The 18,973-nt window shown below is 25.7% G+C and carries 20 protein-coding genes and 1 riboswitch; of the genes, 15 read left to right on the top strand and 5 right to left on the bottom strand.

Going from position 1 to position 18,973, the window contains the following annotated elements:
• Positions 1-11: 11 nt before the first annotated feature.
• Positions 12-356: a RidA family protein gene (locus Q1J78_RS07370; protein ID WP_300276569.1), complete on the bottom strand. Its 345-nt coding sequence runs from the start codon at positions 354-356 to the stop codon at positions 12-14.
• Positions 357-706: 350 nt separating this feature from the next.
• Between Q1J78_RS07370 and Q1J78_RS07365 the strand changes: the two genes are divergently transcribed.
• From Q1J78_RS07365 to Q1J78_RS07355, 3 genes are all read left to right on the top strand, one after another.
• Complete coding sequence (locus tag Q1J78_RS07365; RefSeq protein ID WP_300276567.1) at positions 707-1,585, top strand: DMT family transporter; 879 nt, start codon at positions 707-709, stop codon at positions 1,583-1,585.
• A 257-nt stretch (positions 1,586-1,842) separates the two neighbouring features.
• Positions 1,843-3,033, top strand: coding sequence for a MalY/PatB family protein (locus tag Q1J78_RS07360; RefSeq protein WP_300276564.1), 1,191 nt, complete (start codon positions 1,843-1,845; stop codon positions 3,031-3,033).
• Between the two features lie 63 nt (positions 3,034-3,096).
• On the top strand, positions 3,097-4,326 hold the full coding sequence (locus Q1J78_RS07355) for an MFS transporter (protein ID WP_300276563.1): 1,230 nt from the start codon (positions 3,097-3,099) through the stop codon (positions 4,324-4,326).
• A 131-nt stretch (positions 4,327-4,457) separates the two neighbouring features.
• Here the strand turns inward: Q1J78_RS07355 and msrA are convergent, their stop codons facing one another.
• Positions 4,458-5,411, bottom strand: coding sequence for a peptide-methionine (S)-S-oxide reductase MsrA (gene msrA, locus Q1J78_RS07350; protein ID WP_300276561.1), 954 nt, complete (start codon positions 5,409-5,411; stop codon positions 4,458-4,460).
• A gap of 218 nt (positions 5,412-5,629) precedes the next feature.
• Between msrA and Q1J78_RS07345 the strand changes: the two genes are divergently transcribed.
• Both Q1J78_RS07345 and Q1J78_RS07340 read left to right on the top strand, forming a co-directional pair.
• Positions 5,630-6,829: an alanyl-tRNA editing protein gene (locus Q1J78_RS07345; protein WP_300276559.1), complete on the top strand. Its 1,200-nt coding sequence runs from the start codon at positions 5,630-5,632 to the stop codon at positions 6,827-6,829.
• Between the two features lie 21 nt (positions 6,830-6,850).
• Positions 6,851-7,165 (top strand): hypothetical protein, encoded by a 315-nt coding sequence (locus Q1J78_RS07340; protein ID WP_300276557.1) that lies wholly within the window; start codon positions 6,851-6,853, stop codon positions 7,163-7,165.
• 41 nt (positions 7,166-7,206) lie between these two features.
• On the opposite strand, the gene Q1J78_RS07335 is transcribed toward Q1J78_RS07340, so the two are convergent.
• A complete protein-coding gene (locus Q1J78_RS07335) occupies positions 7,207-7,503 on the bottom strand; it encodes a hypothetical protein (RefSeq protein ID WP_300276555.1) in 297 nt (98 codons plus the stop codon).
• 262 nt (positions 7,504-7,765) lie between these two features.
• On the opposite strand from Q1J78_RS07335, the gene Q1J78_RS07330 reads away from it, so the two are divergent.
• The 8 genes from Q1J78_RS07330 (at position 7,766) to Q1J78_RS07295 (ending at position 13,414) form a co-directional block, all read left to right on the top strand.
• A complete protein-coding gene (locus Q1J78_RS07330; RefSeq protein ID WP_300276553.1) occupies positions 7,766-7,924 on the top strand; it encodes a hypothetical protein in 159 nt (52 codons plus the stop codon).
• A 176-nt stretch (positions 7,925-8,100) separates the two neighbouring features.
• The gene (locus tag Q1J78_RS07325) at positions 8,101-8,820 is read left to right on the top strand and encodes a DNA alkylation repair protein (RefSeq protein WP_300276551.1); all 720 of its coding nucleotides are present in this window, start codon (positions 8,101-8,103) and stop codon (positions 8,818-8,820) included.
• 27 nt (positions 8,821-8,847) lie between these two features.
• Entirely contained in the window at positions 8,848-9,468 is a 621-nt protein-coding gene (locus tag Q1J78_RS07320; protein WP_300276549.1) for a DNA-binding protein, read from the top strand.
• Positions 9,469-9,514: 46 nt separating this feature from the next.
• Entirely contained in the window at positions 9,515-10,189 is a 675-nt protein-coding gene (locus tag Q1J78_RS07315) for a response regulator transcription factor (RefSeq protein WP_300276547.1), read from the top strand.
• Positions 10,176-11,438 (top strand): sensor histidine kinase, encoded by a 1,263-nt coding sequence (locus Q1J78_RS07310; RefSeq protein ID WP_300276545.1) that lies wholly within the window; start codon positions 10,176-10,178, stop codon positions 11,436-11,438. The genes Q1J78_RS07315 and Q1J78_RS07310 overlap by 14 nt, the downstream gene beginning before the upstream one ends.
• Positions 11,439-11,530: 92 nt before the next feature.
• Positions 11,531-11,848 (top strand): thioredoxin, encoded by a 318-nt coding sequence (gene trxA, locus Q1J78_RS07305; RefSeq protein WP_300276544.1) that lies wholly within the window; start codon positions 11,531-11,533, stop codon positions 11,846-11,848.
• A gap of 139 nt (positions 11,849-11,987) precedes the next feature.
• On the top strand, positions 11,988-12,869 hold the full coding sequence (locus tag Q1J78_RS07300) for an NAD(P)/FAD-dependent oxidoreductase (RefSeq protein ID WP_300276542.1): 882 nt from the start codon (positions 11,988-11,990) through the stop codon (positions 12,867-12,869).
• 167 nt (positions 12,870-13,036) lie between these two features.
• Positions 13,037-13,414 carry a NifB/NifX family molybdenum-iron cluster-binding protein gene (locus Q1J78_RS07295; protein WP_300276540.1) on the top strand — a complete coding sequence of 126 codons (378 nt, stop codon included), beginning with the start codon at positions 13,037-13,039 and terminating at the stop codon, positions 13,412-13,414.
• Between the two features lie 54 nt (positions 13,415-13,468).
• Here Q1J78_RS07295 and Q1J78_RS07290 read toward each other — a convergent pair whose 3' ends face one another.
• Together Q1J78_RS07290 and Q1J78_RS07285 are read right to left on the bottom strand one after the other, a co-directional pair.
• The gene (locus Q1J78_RS07290; RefSeq protein ID WP_300276538.1) at positions 13,469-13,924 is read right to left on the bottom strand and encodes a hypothetical protein; all 456 of its coding nucleotides are present in this window, start codon (positions 13,922-13,924) and stop codon (positions 13,469-13,471) included.
• A gap of 85 nt (positions 13,925-14,009) precedes the next feature.
• Positions 14,010-15,275: an ArsB/NhaD family transporter gene (locus tag Q1J78_RS07285; protein WP_300276536.1), complete on the bottom strand. Its 1,266-nt coding sequence runs from the start codon at positions 15,273-15,275 to the stop codon at positions 14,010-14,012.
• Between the two features lie 446 nt (positions 15,276-15,721).
• On the opposite strand from Q1J78_RS07285, the gene Q1J78_RS07280 reads away from it, so the two are divergent.
• Positions 15,722-17,155 (top strand): alanine/glycine:cation symporter family protein, encoded by a 1,434-nt coding sequence (locus Q1J78_RS07280; RefSeq protein ID WP_300276534.1) that lies wholly within the window; start codon positions 15,722-15,724, stop codon positions 17,153-17,155.
• A 124-nt stretch (positions 17,156-17,279) separates the two neighbouring features.
• A riboswitch (TPP riboswitch) is annotated at positions 17,280-17,393 on the top strand.
• A gap of 164 nt (positions 17,394-17,557) precedes the next feature.
• Entirely contained in the window at positions 17,558-18,865 is a 1,308-nt protein-coding gene (gene thiC / locus Q1J78_RS07275) for a phosphomethylpyrimidine synthase ThiC (RefSeq protein ID WP_300276532.1), read from the top strand.
• Positions 18,866-18,973 lie beyond the last annotated feature (108 nt).

Genomic DNA, 18,973 nt, shown 5'->3' with positions numbered 1-18,973 from the left:
TATTAACAAGATTATTTTTCTGCTGCAACAACGCTCATTTCAACAAGAAGATGTTCTCTAGCTAATCTAGCTTCAACACATGCTCTTGCTGGTTCATGACCTTCTTCAACCCAAGCATCCCATACAGAGTTCATTTTTTCAAAGTCTTTCATATCTCTTAAGTATATAGTAACAGAAAGTATATTTTTCTTATCAGAACCATAATTTTCTAATAAATCTTCAACTTTAGCAAGAACACCTTTAGTTTGTTCTATTATATCTCCTTCTGCACAAGTCTGACCACATAAATAAATAGTATTGGCATGTTTAACAACTCTACTCATTCTACCTGTTCCTTCGAATCTTTCAATTGTCATAAATCGTCCTCCTTAAATTTAATACGCTATAAAATTATAATATATATTTAAAAAATAATCTAGTATGAATATAAATTTTAATAAAATTTAGTAAATATAAAAATCTATTTAAGCTAGTTTTAAAATAATATAAACTTAGAGAATGAGTATTTTTAGAGGAATTTAATAAATAAAAAAATAAAAATTTAAAAAAATAAATTTTAAATGAAAACGATATATATAATGGATTGCTTATATTTCAACATTTATACTAACTTGACAGCTAATTATAATAAATATAAACTAATAAAGAAAGAAATATTTAATAATAACTAAATATATTAAAATTTAATTTTAAAAAGGAGGTAATTATGAAATCAAATAGATTAAAAGGGATATTTTTTATAATTTTATCTGCAGCAGGATTTGCAGGAATGTCTGCCTTTGTTAAACTAGCTGGAGATTTACCGAGTTTTCAGAAGGTATTTTTTAGAAATCTCATTTCAACAATAATAGCATTATATCTTATCATAAAACATAAAGGAAGTTTTGTAGGTAAAAAAGAAAATAGAAAGCTATTATTATGGAGATCAATATTTGGAACATTGGGAGTTATATTTAATTTTTATGCTATAGATAAACTTATACTATCTGATGCAAATATGTTAAATAAAATAAGTCCTTTCTTAGTAGTAATTTTGAGTGCAATTTTCTTAAAAGAAAAAATCAATTCAAAGCAAGTTTCTATGATAATAATAGCATTTATTGGAGCGTTATTTATTATTAAACCAACATTTAGTATACAAATAATACCTTATATAGCAGGCATATTAGGTGCAATGTTTGCAGCATCAGCATATACTTGTCTTAGAGCTATTGGAGGAAAAGAAGATTACTATACAATAGTATTTTTCTTCTCAGTATTTTCTATGATTTCTATATTGCCTATAGTAATAATGGTATATGAACCAATAACAATAACTCAATTTATATATATGATTTTAGCAGGTATTTTTGCTAGTATAGGACAGTTTGGAGTAACTTTAGCATATAGATATGCACCAGCAAAAGAAATATCGATATTTGATTATACTAATATTATATTCTCAGCTATATTGAGTATATTTATTTTTGGAGTTTATCCAGATAAATGGAGTATAGTAGGATATTTTATAATATTCACAGCAGCGTTATATATGTTTATATATAATAAAAAATTAGATTCATCGGAAAAAATTAGTGATAATTAATATTGATAGTATAGATAAAAATATATAAATAAAACATTAAGTCGTCAAAAATTATTGACGACTTTTTTGTATAGAAAATTATAAAATTTAGATAGATTATTTTTATATATGGAAGATAGATTTATTATTTTATATAAATTTTTAATATATAAAAAATTTTGAAAAATATTAACATAAGTAGTAAAAATGGATTATAATATAATAGGGTAAAAGAAAAAAGATTTATAAATTTAATATTTAAGTTGGGAGATGGGAAAATGGGAAAATATGATTTCGACAAATATGTAGAAAGAAGAAATACAAACTGTATAAAATGGGATAATTTAGATAAGTCATTTCCAAGAGCAAAGGAAGACTCAATACCTATGTGGGTTGCAGATATGGATTTTGAAGTAGCAGAACCTATAATTAAATCTATACACAATGTAGCAGATAGGAAAATATTTGGATATAGTACAAGAGAGATAGATAGATTTTATAATGCTATTTTGAATTGGTACAAAAGAAGATTTGATTGGGAACTAGAAAAAGAATCTATTATGTTTAGTGGAGGTGTAGTTCCAGCAATATCTATACTTATAAGATTATTAACAAATGAAAATGATGGAGTAATAATACAAAGACCTGTTTATTATCCTTTTACAAATAAAATAAAAGAAAATAATAGAAAAGTTATAAATAATCCTCTTATATATAAAGAAGGAAAATATTCAATGGACTTTGAAGATTTAGAAGAAAAAGCATCTAATCCAAATAATAAGCTTATGATACTTTGTTCTCCTCATAATCCAGTTGGTAGAGTTTGGAAAGAAGAAGAATTAAAAAAGGTTGTTGAAATATGCAAAAAAAATAATGTTTTTATAATAGCAGATGAAATACATAATGACTTAATAAGAAAAGGTAATAAACATATAAATTTACAAAAATTGTGTCCAGAGTATAAAGAAAATATAGTTACTTGTTTAGCTCCAAGTAAAACATTTAATCTTGCTGGAATGCAAATGTCTAATATAATAATAAATACTAACGAACTTAGAGAAAAATGGTTAGAAGAAGTTTCAAGATGTGCAGCTCAAAGTAATCCAAATCCATTTTCAATAGAAGCAATAATAGCAGCATATGATGAAAGTGAAGATTGGTTGAATGAATTAAATGAATATTTAGATTCTAATGTAGAGTTTGTAAAAGATTTTGTAAAAAGAAAACTTCCTAAAATAAAAGTAATACCTACAGAAGGAACATATTTAATGTGGTTAGATTTTAATGAATATGGAATTTCTGCTGAAGAACTTGAAACAAAAATGCTTGAAGAAGCAGGACTTATTTTTGATGAAGGAACAATGTTTGGAGAAGAAGGAAGCGGTTTTGAAAGAATAAATATCGCTTGTTCTAGAAAAGTAATAGAAGAATGTATGAATAGGATATATAAAGTATTTAAAAATATGTAATTTTTTATAGTATATGATTTTATAGTATATGAAAATATTTAATAATTAGGACAAGGCGAGAAAATGGAAACAATAAAAGTAATAAAAAAATTAAATAGAAATATGAGAATGTTTCTAATAGTAAATTTAATAGAATGTTTTGTAATGGGAGTATTTAATACATTTGTAGGCATCTATTTAAAAGAAATAGGATATGGAGAACATTTTGTAGGATATGTGTTATCGATAAATACTTTAGTTATTGCATTTGGTTCTGTATTTAGTGCTTATTTTTTAGAAAAAATAGGTAGAAGATATAGTTTCATGATGGGATTTTTATTTACTGCACTAGGCAGTATAGGAATAATATTTGTAAAAAGTAAAATATTAATACTTATAATGTCTACATTAGTAGGATTTGGACTTAGTGTAAGAGCAACAGCTGAAGGTATGTTTATAACAGAAAATACTGAAGAAGAGGATAGAGTTGCTGTATTTAGCCTTAGTTATGTAATATATAATATGGGATACGTACTAGCTACATTTTTAGGGGGATTAATATCTTCTTTTATGGCACATTATATTGATTCAAAAACAGCAGTTCAGATAATATTTCTAATTTCTACTGGAATGTCATTATTAGCAATAGTACCAATAGCTTTAATGAAAGATCCTAAAAATCATATTCCGAGAGATATGAAAGGGTGTATGAAGGCATATAAAAATATTATGAAAAAAAATGTTATAGCTTTTATGATATATTATGCAATAATAGGTATAGGAGCAGGATTAGTCGTTCCATTTTTTAGTATTTATCTAAAGTATAGTATGAATATAAGCGATGCCATAGTTGGAACAATACTATCAATATCTCAATTCGGATGTATAATCGGTGGAATGATAATACCATTTATAGTATCAAAAGTTGGTAGAGCAAGAACAGTAATATTATGTCAATTAGTATCAATACCATTTTTATTATCAATTATGTTTCCACAAGGAATAATAATGATAACAATAGCATTTTTTATGAGAAATGGTCTTATGAATATGGCTACACCAGTAATACAAAATCTAGAGATGGAATTAATAGAAGAAGATGAAAGAACTAATTTAAGTAGTTTAGCAGCTGTTGTACAGAATTTAAGTCGTGCAATAGGTATAACTATAGGTGGTTTTTTAATGGAACAAATGTCTTATAATACACCGTACTTTGTAACAGTATTACTTTATATAGTAGGTGTACTTATATTTAGAGTAATTTATAAAAATGATTTAATATCAACAAGAAAAATAAATACTTCTAAAAAATAATGTATTAAAAATGTAAAATCTAGTAAAATTTTAAAAATAAAAGGGCTTAACATATTATTTAATAATTATATATGTATATAATTATAATATGATAGCCCTTTTTATTTAATATAGAAACTTTAATATATATCTTATATAAATATTTTTAAATAATCAGAATAACCTTCTTCTTCTAAATTTTCCTTAGGAATAAATTTAAGTGCAGCAGAATTTATACAATATCTAAGACCACCAAGATTTTTAGGACCATCATTAAATACATGACCTAAATGAGAATTTGATAATCTACTTCTAACCTCAGTTCTAATCATACCCATTGAAAAATCAGTTCTTTCTAGCAAAGCGTTCTTTTCTATAGGCTTTGAAAAACTTGGCCAACCGCAATCACATTCAAATTTATCTTTTGACGAAAATAAAGCTTCTCCACCAACAACATCTACATAAATACCATCTTCAAAATGATTAAAATATTCATTTTCAAAAGGACATTCAGTCATATCATTCTGAGTTACTTCAAATTCTATATCTGAAAGTTTATTTTTCAATTCTTCTCTATCAGGTCTACTTCCATCCCAAAAAGCTTTAACAAAATTATATCTTCCAGAATTTTTATAATATGAATTATAATGAAGAGGTTGTTTTTTATAATAGTCTTGATGCTCTATTTCAGCAGGGTAGAATACAGTAGCATCTAATATTTCAACAACAATTGGATCTGAAAATCTTTTACTTTCATTTAAGTCTTTTTTTGATTCCTCAGCTATATTTTTTTGTTCATCATCGTGAACAAATATTGCAGGTCGATACTGTGTTCCCCTATCTACAAATTGGCCATTTGCATCAGTTGGATTTATTTGTTTCCAAAAAACTTCTAAAATATCCTTATAATTTATTAAATCATCATCATATGTTATCTCAATAGCTTCATAGTGTCCTGTTGTACCACTACAAACTTCCCTATAAGTAGGATTTTCTTTTTCTCCACCAGTATATCCAGATACAATCTCTAAAATACCATCATATTTAGAAAATGGTTTTACCATACACCAAAAACAACCACCAGCAAATGTAGCTTTTTTTATCATATATAACACATCCTTTATTTTTAAATTTGTATTAAGTATTTTATTCTAACTTATCTTCTTGATAACCTATATTCCCAATGAAAATGATTTTTAAACATAAAACTTCATAAATATAATAACTTTCTTCAATAATATATGTTTTGAATTTAAAATAAATGATATAATAAAATAAAAAGACAGAATAATAAAAAAATTATACTAAAAGAAAGAGATGTGTTATGGAAAAATTATATTATACAGATAGATATAAAAAAGAATTTTTTGCAAAAGTGGAAAAAATACAAAAAAGAGAAGATGTTTATTTAGTAGAATTGGATAAAACAGCATTTTTCCCTGGAGGGGGAGGTCAATTTTCTGATAGAGGGATGATTGATGGAAAAGAAGTTATAGATATGATAGAAGAAGATGGAAGAATATATCATGTAATGAAAGAAAAATTGACAAAAAAAGAAGTAAAAGGTGTTATAGATTGGGATAGAAGAGAAGATGGTATGCATCAGCATTTTGGACAACATGTACTTTCAGGATGTTTTTATACTAAATATCATAAAAATACATGTGGCTTTCATTTAGGAGAAGAGATAAGTACAGTAGATATAGAAGGAGATCTAACAGAAGAACAAATAATATATATAGAAAAAATGGCAAATGATATAATTAAACAAAATATTCATGTAGAAATATTTGTCCCATCAAAAGATGAACTAAAAGAAACATGGACTAGAAGAAAATTACCAGATACAGCAGAAGAAATAAGAATTGTAAAAATAGGTGACTTAGATACAAATGCTTGTTGTGGATGTCATCCAGAATATACAGGTGAGTTAAAATTATTAAAAATAAAGAGAACTGAAAAAAGTAGAAATGCTACTAGAGTAGAGTTTTTAGCAGGAACTAGAGCAATTGAATATGTTTTAAAAAGAGATAATGTAATGTCTAAAATTTGTAAACACTTAAGCTGTAACGAAGAAAATATAGAAAAATGTATATTAAATATTGAAAACAATCTCGATGATATTATTCATCAAAGAAATATATTGGAAGAGGAGCTTTTGAATTATAAAATAGACAAGTTATTAAAAAATTCAAATAAAATAGGAAATATTGAAATAATAAAACATATATTCAAAGATAAAGATGCTAAATATCTCAATAAAATAGTAAAAAAATTAACAGAAAAGAAAAACATAATCATTATGCTATTTAATACAACTACTGATAAAGTAAATGTTGTATTTGCATACAATAAAGGAATGGAAGGACCAGATTTGAATAAAATTTTACAAAAAAATATAAATATATTAGATGGAAAAGGTGGAGGAAATAAATATTTAACTCAAGGTGCAGGAAAAAATAACAATAGACTAGATGAATTTATTGAAAAATCTTATAAAAGTATATTAAATTATTTTGAATAAATTTATATGGAGGATAGAAAAATGAAAGATATAACAACAATAATGTATGTATTTTTAGGTATAGATGTTTTTGCATTACTAATAATGTTTTTGATGAAGAAGTTCAGTTCAAATAAAATAGTATTTAATGCAATAGGGCTTTATATGTTTGTTTTATGTGTACTATTATTTTCAGTAGTTCCAAACTCTAATATGGTATTAAAAATAATAGCAACATTAGTATTTATTCCAGGTGTAGCATCATTTGTATTTAGAGAAAAAGATTTTCCAAAAGCAAGAATTTTAATGTCAATAGCAATAATATTATCTACAATTGGATTATTTATAGTCAGTTAAAAATTTAACAGAATATAAAAAAGAGCTTATAAGCTCTTTTTTTATATAAATTTTAAGATAAACAAGATAAATATAAGCACTAAAAGAAATATATATATTTTTTTTATAATACTCTTTTTAGAATCAAATTCTTTATTATAAAATTTTTTCTTATAATTATTAACAAGATGCCTATTTTTAGCTTTCTTAAAATCTACAACTTTATCTTCCTTTTCAGCTATTTTTTTGCCTGTGAACTGATTAACTGTCATAGATTCCTTTAAATTAATTTTATCATGATTTAATTTTTTATCTTTTGAATGAAAATCTACTATTTTTGATTCAAAATTCTTTTTCATATAGACCTCCAAAACTTAAATTAAAGTATATATCATACTTTAAAACTTTTTTTAAAATATATCAATAATTTATATTAAAAAAATAAAATATAATCTATTCATGAGAAATTAATAAAAAAAGTTATAAAAATAGAACAAAAAAGATTACATATCGAACGTATGTATGGTATAATATAATCAACAAAAGGAACAGATGTTCTATATGATTTATGATGTATAGTATAAATATTAATATAGACAAATTTAATAGGAGTGAATTTTTATGAAAAGAGAAAGAACTATAAGAGAAATAACTTTTTTAAATTTAGAACATGGTGAAGTAACTTTATATGAATTAAATGAAATATATAAACAATTAGGATTTTATTTTGAAGTCAAAAGAGGTGTATTTAAAGGAATGAAAAAAGAAAAAATCCATTAAAAATAAAGATGTAACTAGACTGTCACGTTAAAATTTATGTGGCAGTTTTTTTATATTATACTTAAATATAGGTTATATTGTAGATAAAGTATCAAGATGTTATAATGCTAGTATAAAAATATTTTCTATTTAAGGAAAATTAATAAAAAAATAGATAAATATTAAAGGAGAAAAATATGAGTGATTTTTGGAATAGCATTAAATACATAGAATTTATTGATAGTCTTAAAGAAAATTCTGATGAGAAATATAGAGAATTTACACTAAATTTAAATCCAAATAAAGAGAAAATTATAGGTATAAGGTTGCCGAATTTAAAAAAGGAAGCTAAGAATATATCAAATGGAGATTGGAAAACTTTTTTAGAAGTATCATATAAAAATGATCAAGGATATATAGAAGAAGAGTTTTTAAGAGGATTTGTAATATCAAATATCAACGATTGTGATATAGAAGAAATTATAGATTATATAGATGATTTTATAGGAGGTATAGATTGTTGGTCTGTAAATGATTCTCTATGTTCTTCTCTTAAAATTACTAAAAAATATAAAGATAGGATGTATAGATTCATATTAGATAATTTAAAATCTAAAAATCCGTGGAGAAAGAGATTTTCTATAGTCATGCTTTTAGATTATTATATTTCAAGCGAATATTTAAATGATATTTTCAATATTTGTGATACTGTAAAAGATGATGAATACTATTATAAGATGGCGGTTGCTTGGCTATTATCTATATGTTTTGTTAAGTTTAGAGAAGAAACTTTAGCATATTTTAGAGATTGTAATCTAGATGATTTTACATATAATAAAGCTATTCAAAAAACAAGAGAATCCCTTAGAGTAAGCAAAGAAGATAAATATATGTTAAAAAATATGAAAAGAATATAAAAATATGAGATAGAAGCGAGGAAAAAGATGGTAAGTAAAAAGAAAAAAGTAAACGAAAGCGAAGAGCAAGTGTCTTTTTCATCTATAGAGAAATTAGAAACAAAAAACAATGAAAAAGAAGTTAAAACTAAAACAAGAAAAAGAAGTACGTCTTCTAAAAAATTAGAAAATAAAGAAGAAAATAACGCTAAAGAGCTAAAAAAAGAAGATAATGGTACAGTCAAAAAAACAAGAAAAAAGAAATCAGCTTCAAAAGAGGACGTGAATGAAAATAAAATCAGTACAAACAATAAAGCTACAAATAAAACAAGTTCTAAAACTAGTACCACTAAGAAAAAAGCAGCTCCTAAAAAAGATAGAAAAATAAATATTTCTCAGGAAGATATGGATAAATTGTGTGAGGTTTATGATTGGTATTTAAGTGTAAAAGATACAATAAGTTATAATGCAGCTACAGAGAAATCTGAAAATAAGGAATTTATAATAGAAGAAAAAAATATTAAGGATACAAAGAGAGCTTCTATAAATGTAGATAGACAAGTTTGGGAAGATTTTGATGTTATCTGTAGTAATTTAGGCTTTAAAAAAAATGAAGTATTAACTCAGATTATAAAAGATTTTTTAAGAGAGCATAGAAATTTATTCTAAAATAAAAATAAATTAATTATAATAATGAACAAAAGGATGAGAAAATATGAAAATTTTAGCAGTAGAGGATAACAAAACTCTTTTAGATAGTATAGTAGAAGAATTATCTAAACATTTTGATGTAGAAAAATGTGAAGATGGAGATGAAGCATTATATATGATAGAACAGGGTATATACGATTTAGTAATACTTGATATTATGCTTCCTGGAATGAATGGAATGGAAATATTAAAAAGTATTAGAAAGGATGGAATGGATATTCCTGTACTTATACTTACGGCCAAAGAATCTCTTGATGATAAAGTGGAAGCTTTTGGCATTGGTGCAAATGATTATCTTACAAAGCCTTTTTATATGGAGGAACTTGTTGCAAGAGTTTATGCTATTCTTAGAACAAATGGAAAACTTACTGAAAAAACAGGTCTTCAATTTAAAGATATGTATATAGATACATCTGAAAAAAGAGTATATATTAAAGATGAAGAAATAACTTTACAAAATAAACAATATAATCTTTTAGAATATTTTGTGATAAATAGAGGTGCAATTTTACTTAAAGAACAAATATATGACAGAATATGGGGTATAGATTCTGATGCTACAATAGAAATAGTAGAGGTATATGTAAGTAATTTAAGAAAAAAACTTAGCAAATTTGGGTACGATAAATATATAAAAACAAAAAGAAAAGTAGGTTATATTTTCGATGAAGATAAATAAGGATGTTTTTGTAAAGACAAAGAAAAAGTTGCTAAAAATGAATATGATTGTTGTTATGTGCTTTTTAGGGATACTTTTAACTTTTACTATGTTTTATTTTAGTTATATAACATACAATAATATAGATAGAGAATTAGGTAGAGAATTTAAATACATTCTATCCCAGTTGGGAAATGAAAGATACGAACCAATAAAATTGTTAGATCCTAAAGATATGGTATATATTTATGAAAATGATAGAATAAAGTATTATACAGAAAATGATTATTTTGATAAATTACTTCCAGAAAAAAATTTTGAAGATAAGCAAGTATTTACAAAGTTTATAGAAAAAGGACATGTTTTTAGAGAATTAAATATAAACGTTTCAGATTATCATATACAAATAATCAGAAATATAGATTCAGAAATATTCTCTGTTTCAAAATTAATATCTATTTTATTATTTATAGGGATAGTATCTTTAATTTTTATATATATAATTTCTTTATATTTAACAAAAAAAGCACTTATACCTATTGAAACTGCTTGGAAAAATCAAGCAAAATTCATTCAAGATGCATCACATGAACTTAGAACACCAATTACAATAGTATCTTCTAAGTTAGAATTATTACTTAAAAGTCCTGAAAATACTATTGAAGATGAAGCAGAAACAATAGCAATTGCTATGAAAGAAACTAGAAGATTAAAGAAAATGGTAAATGACTTATTATCTCTTACAAAAGAAGATGGAATAGTCCAATTAAACAAAGAAATCTTTAATTTAAAAGATATTTTAGATGAGATACAAGAAGATTATTTTGATATTGCAGAATATCAAGAAAAAGAATTTTCTTGTAAAATATTATCTAAAAATACATATATATATAATGATAAAAGTAAATTTAAACAAATTCTAAGAATATTTATAGATAATGCATTTAAATATACTAATTCAGGAGATAGTATAAATATCAAAATAGAAGATGACAAAAATTTAGAAAATACTTTAAAAATTTCTGTAAATGATACAGGAATAGGAATTTTAAGCGAAGACATACCTAATATATTTGATAGATTTTTTAGAAGTGATAATGTAAGAAGTAAAGATATAGACGGTTCAGGAATAGGCCTTTCTATAGCAGATATAATGTCTAAAAATATAGGAGTTGATATAGGGGTAGAGTCTGAGTATAAAAAAGGAAGTAGTTTCTTTATAAAAGTGAAAAAGGAAGATTTAAAAAATAAAAATAAAATAAAAAAATAAAAATGTTAGAAGACAAAAATACTGGGTATAAAATGAGTATCGAAAAGATAATAGTAAAATACTAAATAATTAAATATCCGGAGGAAGAAAAAATGGCAAAAGTTATAAATACATCAGAATTTAAAAATATAGTAGAAAATGGAAATGGAGTAGCAGTAGTAGATTTCTTTGCTACTTGGTGTGGACCTTGTAAGATGTTAGCACCAATATTTGCAGAAGCAGGAGAAGAAATGAAGGAAGATGCAAATTTCTATAAATTAGATATAGATCAAAGTTTAGAAATAGCACAACAGTTTAATGTATCTTCAGTTCCAACTATTATAGTATTTAAAGATGGAAAGGCAGTAGATCAAATAGTTGGATTTATGCCAAAAGATAGATTAATAGAAAGAGTAAAAAATAATTTATAAGATTATATAAAAAATACTTATAATTTATAGACTTAGGTGAAAGATAAGTTGATTCCATTTTTCAATATTTATATATTATTTGGAAGAGACTTATCTTTAAATTTATATAAATAAAATAAATAGGTTGAGGATAAATAATATGAGATATGATATAGCAATAATAGGAAGTGGTCCTGCTGCACTATCAGCAGCGATAAATGCAAAAATAAGAAATAAAAATATAATAATATTTGGTTCAAAAAATTTAAGTAATAAACTTATAAAAGCTCCAGTAGTAGATAACTACTTAGGATTAGCACATATAACAGGAAAAGATTTGATGCAAAGTTTTAAAGAGCATATAGAAAAAATGGGTCTTGAAATAGTTAATAAAAAAATTAATAACATATATTCTATGGGCGATTATTTTGCTTTGATGTCAGGACAGGAGATGTTTGAAGCGACTACTGTAATTCTTGGAACAGGAGTTGAATTTACAAGAGCTATGGTAGGAGAAGAAGAATTTCTAGGCAAAGGAGTTGGGTATTGTGCTACTTGTGATGCACCTCTTTATAAAGGGAAAAAAGTGGCTATAATAGGACATACTCCTGATGCTGAAGAAGAAGCAAATTATATAAATGAAATAGCTGAGAAAACTTACTATATACCTTTATATAATCTAAAAAATTCTTCTGAAATAGATGGATTAGATAAAAATATAGAAATTATATCATCTAGACCTACAAAAATAGAAGGTAATGAACAACATGTAAATAAATTAGTATTTAAAGAAGAATCTATAGATATTGATGGAGTATTTATACTAAAAGACAGTGTATCACCCAAAGAATTAGTTCCCGGATTAGATACAGAAGGAGCTCATATAAAAGTAAATCGAGATATGAGCACTAATATATTGGGCTGCTTTGCTGCTGGAGATTGTACTGGAAAGCCATATCAGTTTATGAAGGCAGCGGGAGAAGGTCAAGTAGCAGGTCTTAGTGCAGTTTCATATTTAGATAAGATAAAAAAGAATAACTAAAAATATAATTTTATACTGTAACTAAAAGTTATAATTAGTAAAATAAATGATTAAAACAATAAATTTATATTAAAAATAAAAAATTATAATATTGTATATAATATTTTAATGAAATATATAATATAATAATATTAAAAATAGTAATTAAAGGAAGAGGAGAGTTTAATATGAAAATATGTTTCCCAGTAAAAGAAAATAATGGTTTAGAAAGTATGCTATATGGTCATTTTGGAACAGCACCAATATTTATAGTTTGTGATACAGAAAATGATAGTGTAGAAGTAGTTGAAAATGGGCATCTAGATCCATTAACAGGAAAACATCCAGAAGGTGGGTGTAATCCAATAAAAGCACTTAATGGAGCAGTAGTTGATGTTGTTGTAGTTGCTGGAATAGGAAAAGGAGCTATGAGTAAATTAGGAGATGCAGGTATAAGTGTATATCAAGGAAATGCAACTCTTAATGTAGGAGAAAACTTAAAACTTATTAAAGATAAAAAATTAATATTATTTGATATAAATAACACTTGTTTACATCATCATTAATAATATCTAAATAAAAAAGTCCTCATAATTAATGAGGACTTTTTTTATATTAATTTAAAGTTCTTTTGCATTTTTTTCTATTGTATCAACAGTTGAGCTAATATCATCTAACTCTCTATTTAAAGTATCCATATCGCTTCCTTCAACATTGTAGTTTAAGAATAGATATTCAATACAATCTGTCATTTTATTGACTTTATTTGTTATTTCTAAGAATTTATTGAAGTTACTACTATTTCTTGCATTTTTGAATTTTTTTAAGTCTTTAGTAATAAATGTAACAACTTCTATCTCAGTTTCAAAAACTCCTTCTGAAATTGGATAAGGGTTTATTCTCTGAAGAAAATATTTACCTTTTTTGTTTATATTGTAGCAATAAGAAACTTGAAGATTTTCATCGATATCAAATTCTATAAAGTATAATATACCTCTAACCTTTTTAATTTCTGTTGCTCCAAGTTGTCTAAGTAAAAGCTCGATTGAATCGGCTTCAAAAGTATTTAAATCCATATAAATCACTACTCCTTTAATAATATTATACAACAATAATTATTCTTTTAACAATAATAAATTTTAATTTATATATTTTAATTTATTAGAATACTATTAGAAGATATACTGTAGATATTAAAACTGATAATATCATTAAAGGGAATCCTATTTTTAAGAAATATCCAAAAGATATAGGATGTCCATGTTTTTCACTAACACCAGCAAGAACAACATTTGCTGAAGCTCCTATAAGTGAACCATTACCACCAAGACAAGCACCTAAAGAAGTTGCCCACCAAAGAGGAGTTACATCTATACCATTAGCTTGCATAGTAAGTATTAAAGGTATAAGAGTTGCAACAAAAGGTATATTATCAAGGAATGATGAAATTATAGCTGATAACCATAATATTATCATTGTAGTTGCTACAAGATGACCTTCAGTAGCATTTATTATTAATTCAGCAAGTGAGCCTATAACTCCTGATTCCACTAATCCTCCAACAACTATAAATAATCCAACGAAGAAGAATATAGTAGACCATTCTACACTTGCAAATATATCATCTACATCTTGTTTACCGATTAAAAGCATTATAACAGCACTTGTTATTGCAACAACACAAGATTCTATTCCTAAATTAGAATGGAAAACAAATCCTACTAATGTAAATAATATCATTACTATACTTTTTTTAAGAAGAGCTTTATCTTGTATTGATTTTTTTTCATCAAGTTCCATTATACTCTGTTTTGCTTCATCAGATACAATAAGTTTTTTACCGTATATAAATTTAAAACATACTATAGTTACAAATAATATAACAACAACTACAGGTCCTAAATGTACAACGAAATCTAAGAAACTAAGTCCAGCGGCACTACCAATCATTATGTTTGGTGGATCCCCAACAAGTGTAGCAGTACCACCTATATTAGAAGCTAATATCTGTGTCATTAAGAATGGTATTGGATTTACTCCAAGAAGTTGAGTTACAACTATAGTCATCGGACCAATAAGTAATACTGTTGTAACATTGTCTAAAACAGCTGAAAGAACTGCTGTTACAATCATGAAATAAACCATTATTTTCCAAGGATCACCCTTAGTTTTTTTTGCTGTCCATATTGCTATGTACTCAAATAGTCCAGAGTTTTTTATTACTGATACGAAAAGCATCATACCAATAAGAACACCAATTGTATTAAAGTCAACATGTTTAAGTCCTGCATCAAATGTAAGTATACCTGTTAATATCATTAAAATAGCACCAGATAGAGCAACTACCGTTCTATTTATCTTTTCTGATATTATAGCAGCCATTACACATACAAAGATAAGGATTGCAAGTATTTGTTGAAAATTCATATTATAAATCCTCCTGTGTATAAAATTTTATTAATAAATGATTAAGTTAAAATTTCTAGTTATTTTGAGTAACTATTTTGTATTCTGTGCACATCACAGAACAGTGTCTATAATAGTACTTTTTAAAGGATAATTCAATAGATTTTATTAATAAATATTTTTTAAACAAAGAAAGTAATTTCCTGTTAAAACTTTAATAAATAAGGAAACAATGTTTTGATATTTGAATACTTTACAAGTTATTGTGCAATTTATTTAAAAATAACACAAATGAATTAAATAGACACTTAATATTCAAAAAAATATTGAAAATAATAAAAAAATCATTTATAATCAGTATAAATGATTTAGAAAAATATTATTCTTTCAATTATTTTAAAATTTGGAAAAAGTTTATAATTTTAATAATAATAAAAAAAAGAAAATATATAATAAGGAGGAAAATGATGAAATCTATATTTAATTTATTTTATTCTACAGTTACATTATTAAATAATTATTTATGGTCTTATATCTTAATTGTTATGTTAGTTGTTTTAGGAATTTACTTCACAATTAAAACAAATTTTGTACAGTTTAGATATTTTAAAGAGATGTTTAGGTTATTAACAGATGGAGATGCAAATAAAAATGCTAAAAAAGAAGGGAAAGTTTCATCTTTCCAAGCTTTCTGTATAAGTACATCTTCAAGAGTTGGTACAGGAAATATAGCTGGGATAGCACTTGCTATAGCAGGAGGAGGTCCTGGTGCAATATTTTGGATGTGGGTGATGGCTTTGATCGGTTCAGCATCTAGCTTTGTTGAAAGTACGCTAGCACAGATATACAAAGTGAAAAATGGAACTGCATATAAAGGAGGCCCAGCTTACTATATTGAACAAGGATTAAATCTTAGATGGCTAGGAGTAATATTTACAATATTAATAAGCATAACTTACGGATTTGTATTTAATTCAGTACAATCTAATACTTTATCATTAGCTTTAAGTAATGTATTTAATACGAAACACATGGTTATTGGTATTATATTAGCTATACTTACAGGATTAGTAATATTTGGAGGAGTACATAGAATTGCAAAAGTTTCAGAAGTTATAGTGCCAGTTTTTGCAGGTATGTATATACTAGTAGCAATTGGTATAACTTTAATAAATATAGATAAATTTCCAGCGCTTATAACTGATATAGTATCAAGTGCATTTAAACCTAGACAAATGATAATGGGTACAAGTGCAGGATTTATGACTGTTCTTTTAACAGGAGTAAAAAGAGGATTATTTTCAAATGAAGCGGGTATGGGTTCTGCTCCTAATGCAGCTGCCACAGCAGAAGTTTCTCATCCAGTAAAACAAGGTCTAATACAGACATTAGGTGTATTTACTGATACTATAATTATTTGTTCTTGCACAGCATTTATGGTATTACTTTACAATGGATATGGTTCAAGTGCTAATGAAGGTATAGCTTTAGCACAAGAAGCACTTACTGCTCATATAGGCCCAATCGGTGGAATTTTCCTTGCTATTTGTATATTCTTATTTGCTTTTAGTTCAATTGTAGGAAATTACTACTATGGCGAATCAAATATACAATTTATAACAGAAAAAAAATCAGCTTTAAATGTATATAGAATATTAGTTTGTGCAATGGTATTTTTTGGTTCAATTGCAAAACTTCAAGTTGTATGGGATTTAGCAGATTTATTTATGGCATTAATGGCGATTATAAATATGATTGTTATAGCAAAATTAGGTAAATTTGCATATATAGCTTTAGAGGATTATACAAAACAGAAAAAATCTGGAATTAAAGATCCTAAGTTTTTTGTAGATGGAATAGATGGACTTGAAAATGTAGAATACTGGCATAAAGAAAAATAGTGATTACATATTATATTTAAAATATCTTAAAATCTATAAAAGATAAAAGGTATAAATATAAAAAGTTTGTATAAACTAAATTAATGTGCTATACTGAAATTAACTAAAAAAGATTTAATAATAAATAAAATGCTAGGGGCGCTGAAATATGGTCAGCTGAGAGAGAAAGCCAAAAACTTACAAACCCTAAACACCTGATCAAGATAATGCTTGCGAAGGGAAGCTGATATATAATTTTTAAAAACAAAAGTAATCTATATTATAATAATTAATTAGGATACTAAGTTAATAGAGAGAATATGAAAGTGCTTTCCTTCAGGGGTTGCACTTTTTTTATTGGAATTTTTAAATTTAAGTTTATTAAATGAAAGAAAAGTCTTTCTAGAAAATGGAGGTATCTATATGAATTATACTACACAGCTTGATGCAGCTAAAAAAGGCATAATAACGAAAGAAATGGAAACTGTTGCTGCAAAAGAAATGATGGATGTAGAAGAATTAAGAGAGTTAATAGCAGAAGGAAAAGTTGTTATTCCAGCTAATAAAAATCATAAATCTCTTAGTGCAGAAGGTATAGGAAAAGGATTAAGAACAAAAATAAATGTAAATCTTGGTATATCAAGAGACTGTAAAGATATAGATAAAGAATTAGAAAAAGTCAAAACTGCTATAGAAATGAAAGCAGAAGCGATAATGGATCTTAGTAATTATGGAAAAACTAGAGAATTTAGAGAAAAAGTTGTTGAAATGTCTCCAGCAATGATAGGTTCAGTTCCTATGTATGATGCTGTTGGATTTACTGAAACAGCTTTAGTAAAAATAACAGAAGAACAATTTTTACAAGTAATAGAACAGCATGCAAAAGATGGTGTAGACTTTATGACAATACACGCTGGTCTTACTAAAGAAATAGGAGATAGAATAGCAAAAGATAAAAGATTAACTCATATAGTATCAAGAGGAGGTTCTTTATTATTTGGTTGGATGTATATGAATAATAAGGAAAATCCAATGCTTACTAATTTTGATAAAATACTTGATATATGTGAAAAATACGATGTTACATTAAGTCTAGGAGATGCTTGTAGACCAGGTTCAATAGCTGATGCAACAGATTATGCACAAATACAAGAACTTATAAATCTTGGCGAACTTACAAAAAGAGCATGGGAAAGAAACGTACAAGTAATGATAGAAGGTCCTGGACATATGGCTATAAATGAAATAGAAGCTAATGTTATGTTAGAGAAAAAACTATGTCATGAAGCACCATTTTATGTACTTGGGCCATTAGTTACAGATGTTGCACCAGGATATGACCATATAACTAGTGCTATAGGTGGAGCTTTAGCTGCATCAAAAGGAGTAGATTTCTTATGTTATGTAACACCAGCAGAACATTTAAGATTACCAGATTTAAATGATATGAAAGAAGGAATTGTTGCTACAAAAATAGCAGCACATGCAGGTGATATTGCAAAAGGTATAAAAGGTGCTAGAGAATGGGATAATGCAATGTCTAAAGCTAGAGCAGATTTAGATTGGCCTACAATGTTTGAACTTGCACTAGACCCTGAAAAACCAAGAAAATATAGAGACTCATCTAAGCCAGAACATGAAGATAGTTGTACTATGTGTGGAAAAATGTGTGCACTTAGAACAGTTAATAAAATATTTGCAGGTGAAGAAGTAGATTTAGTATTTGATTAATAATTATATCTTAAGTCAAAATAAACTAATTACTATAAATAAAATTGAACATGATTAATGTAAAAACAATTATTTGAAGAAAATAATTTAAAGTTTTATCAATTTAAA

This window comes from Peptacetobacter sp. (assembly GCF_029264495.1).
Lineage (GTDB): Bacteria > Bacillota > Clostridia > Peptostreptococcales > Peptostreptococcaceae > Peptacetobacter.
Note: the sequence above shows the minus strand (reverse complement) of the source record. Positions and strands in the feature narration are given on the sequence as shown.

Bases quoted from the DNA above. Each gene is read 5' to 3' on its own strand.
- Q1J78_RS07370 (WP_300276569.1), bottom strand. From the start codon at position 356: ATGACAATTGAAAGATTCGAAGGAACAGGTAGAATGAGTAGAGTTGTT.
- Q1J78_RS07365 (WP_300276567.1), top strand. From the start codon at position 707: ATGAAATCAAATAGATTAAAAGGGATATTTTTTATAATTTTATCTGCA.
- Q1J78_RS07360 (WP_300276564.1), top strand. From the start codon at position 1,843: ATGGGAAAATATGATTTCGACAAATATGTAGAAAGAAGAAATACAAAC.
- Q1J78_RS07355 (WP_300276563.1), top strand. From the start codon at position 3,097: ATGGAAACAATAAAAGTAATAAAAAAATTAAATAGAAATATGAGAATG.
- msrA (WP_300276561.1), bottom strand. From the start codon at position 5,411: ATGATAAAAAAAGCTACATTTGCTGGTGGTTGTTTTTGGTGTATGGTA.
- Q1J78_RS07345 (WP_300276559.1), top strand. From the start codon at position 5,630: ATGGAAAAATTATATTATACAGATAGATATAAAAAAGAATTTTTTGCA.
- Q1J78_RS07340 (WP_300276557.1), top strand. From the start codon at position 6,851: ATGAAAGATATAACAACAATAATGTATGTATTTTTAGGTATAGATGTT.
- Q1J78_RS07335 (WP_300276555.1), bottom strand. From the start codon at position 7,503: ATGAAAAAGAATTTTGAATCAAAAATAGTAGATTTTCATTCAAAAGAT.
- Q1J78_RS07330 (WP_300276553.1), top strand. From the start codon at position 7,766: ATGAAAAGAGAAAGAACTATAAGAGAAATAACTTTTTTAAATTTAGAA.
- Q1J78_RS07325 (WP_300276551.1), top strand. From the start codon at position 8,101: ATGAGTGATTTTTGGAATAGCATTAAATACATAGAATTTATTGATAGT.
- Q1J78_RS07320 (WP_300276549.1), top strand. From the start codon at position 8,848: ATGGTAAGTAAAAAGAAAAAAGTAAACGAAAGCGAAGAGCAAGTGTCT.
- Q1J78_RS07315 (WP_300276547.1), top strand. From the start codon at position 9,515: ATGAAAATTTTAGCAGTAGAGGATAACAAAACTCTTTTAGATAGTATA.
- Q1J78_RS07310 (WP_300276545.1), top strand. From the start codon at position 10,176: ATGAAGATAAATAAGGATGTTTTTGTAAAGACAAAGAAAAAGTTGCTA.
- trxA (WP_300276544.1), top strand. From the start codon at position 11,531: ATGGCAAAAGTTATAAATACATCAGAATTTAAAAATATAGTAGAAAAT.
- Q1J78_RS07300 (WP_300276542.1), top strand. From the start codon at position 11,988: ATGAGATATGATATAGCAATAATAGGAAGTGGTCCTGCTGCACTATCA.
- Q1J78_RS07295 (WP_300276540.1), top strand. From the start codon at position 13,037: ATGAAAATATGTTTCCCAGTAAAAGAAAATAATGGTTTAGAAAGTATG.
- Q1J78_RS07290 (WP_300276538.1), bottom strand. From the start codon at position 13,924: ATGGATTTAAATACTTTTGAAGCCGATTCAATCGAGCTTTTACTTAGA.
- Q1J78_RS07285 (WP_300276536.1), bottom strand. From the start codon at position 15,275: ATGAATTTTCAACAAATACTTGCAATCCTTATCTTTGTATGTGTAATG.
- Q1J78_RS07280 (WP_300276534.1), top strand. From the start codon at position 15,722: ATGAAATCTATATTTAATTTATTTTATTCTACAGTTACATTATTAAAT.
- thiC (WP_300276532.1), top strand. From the start codon at position 17,558: ATGAATTATACTACACAGCTTGATGCAGCTAAAAAAGGCATAATAACG.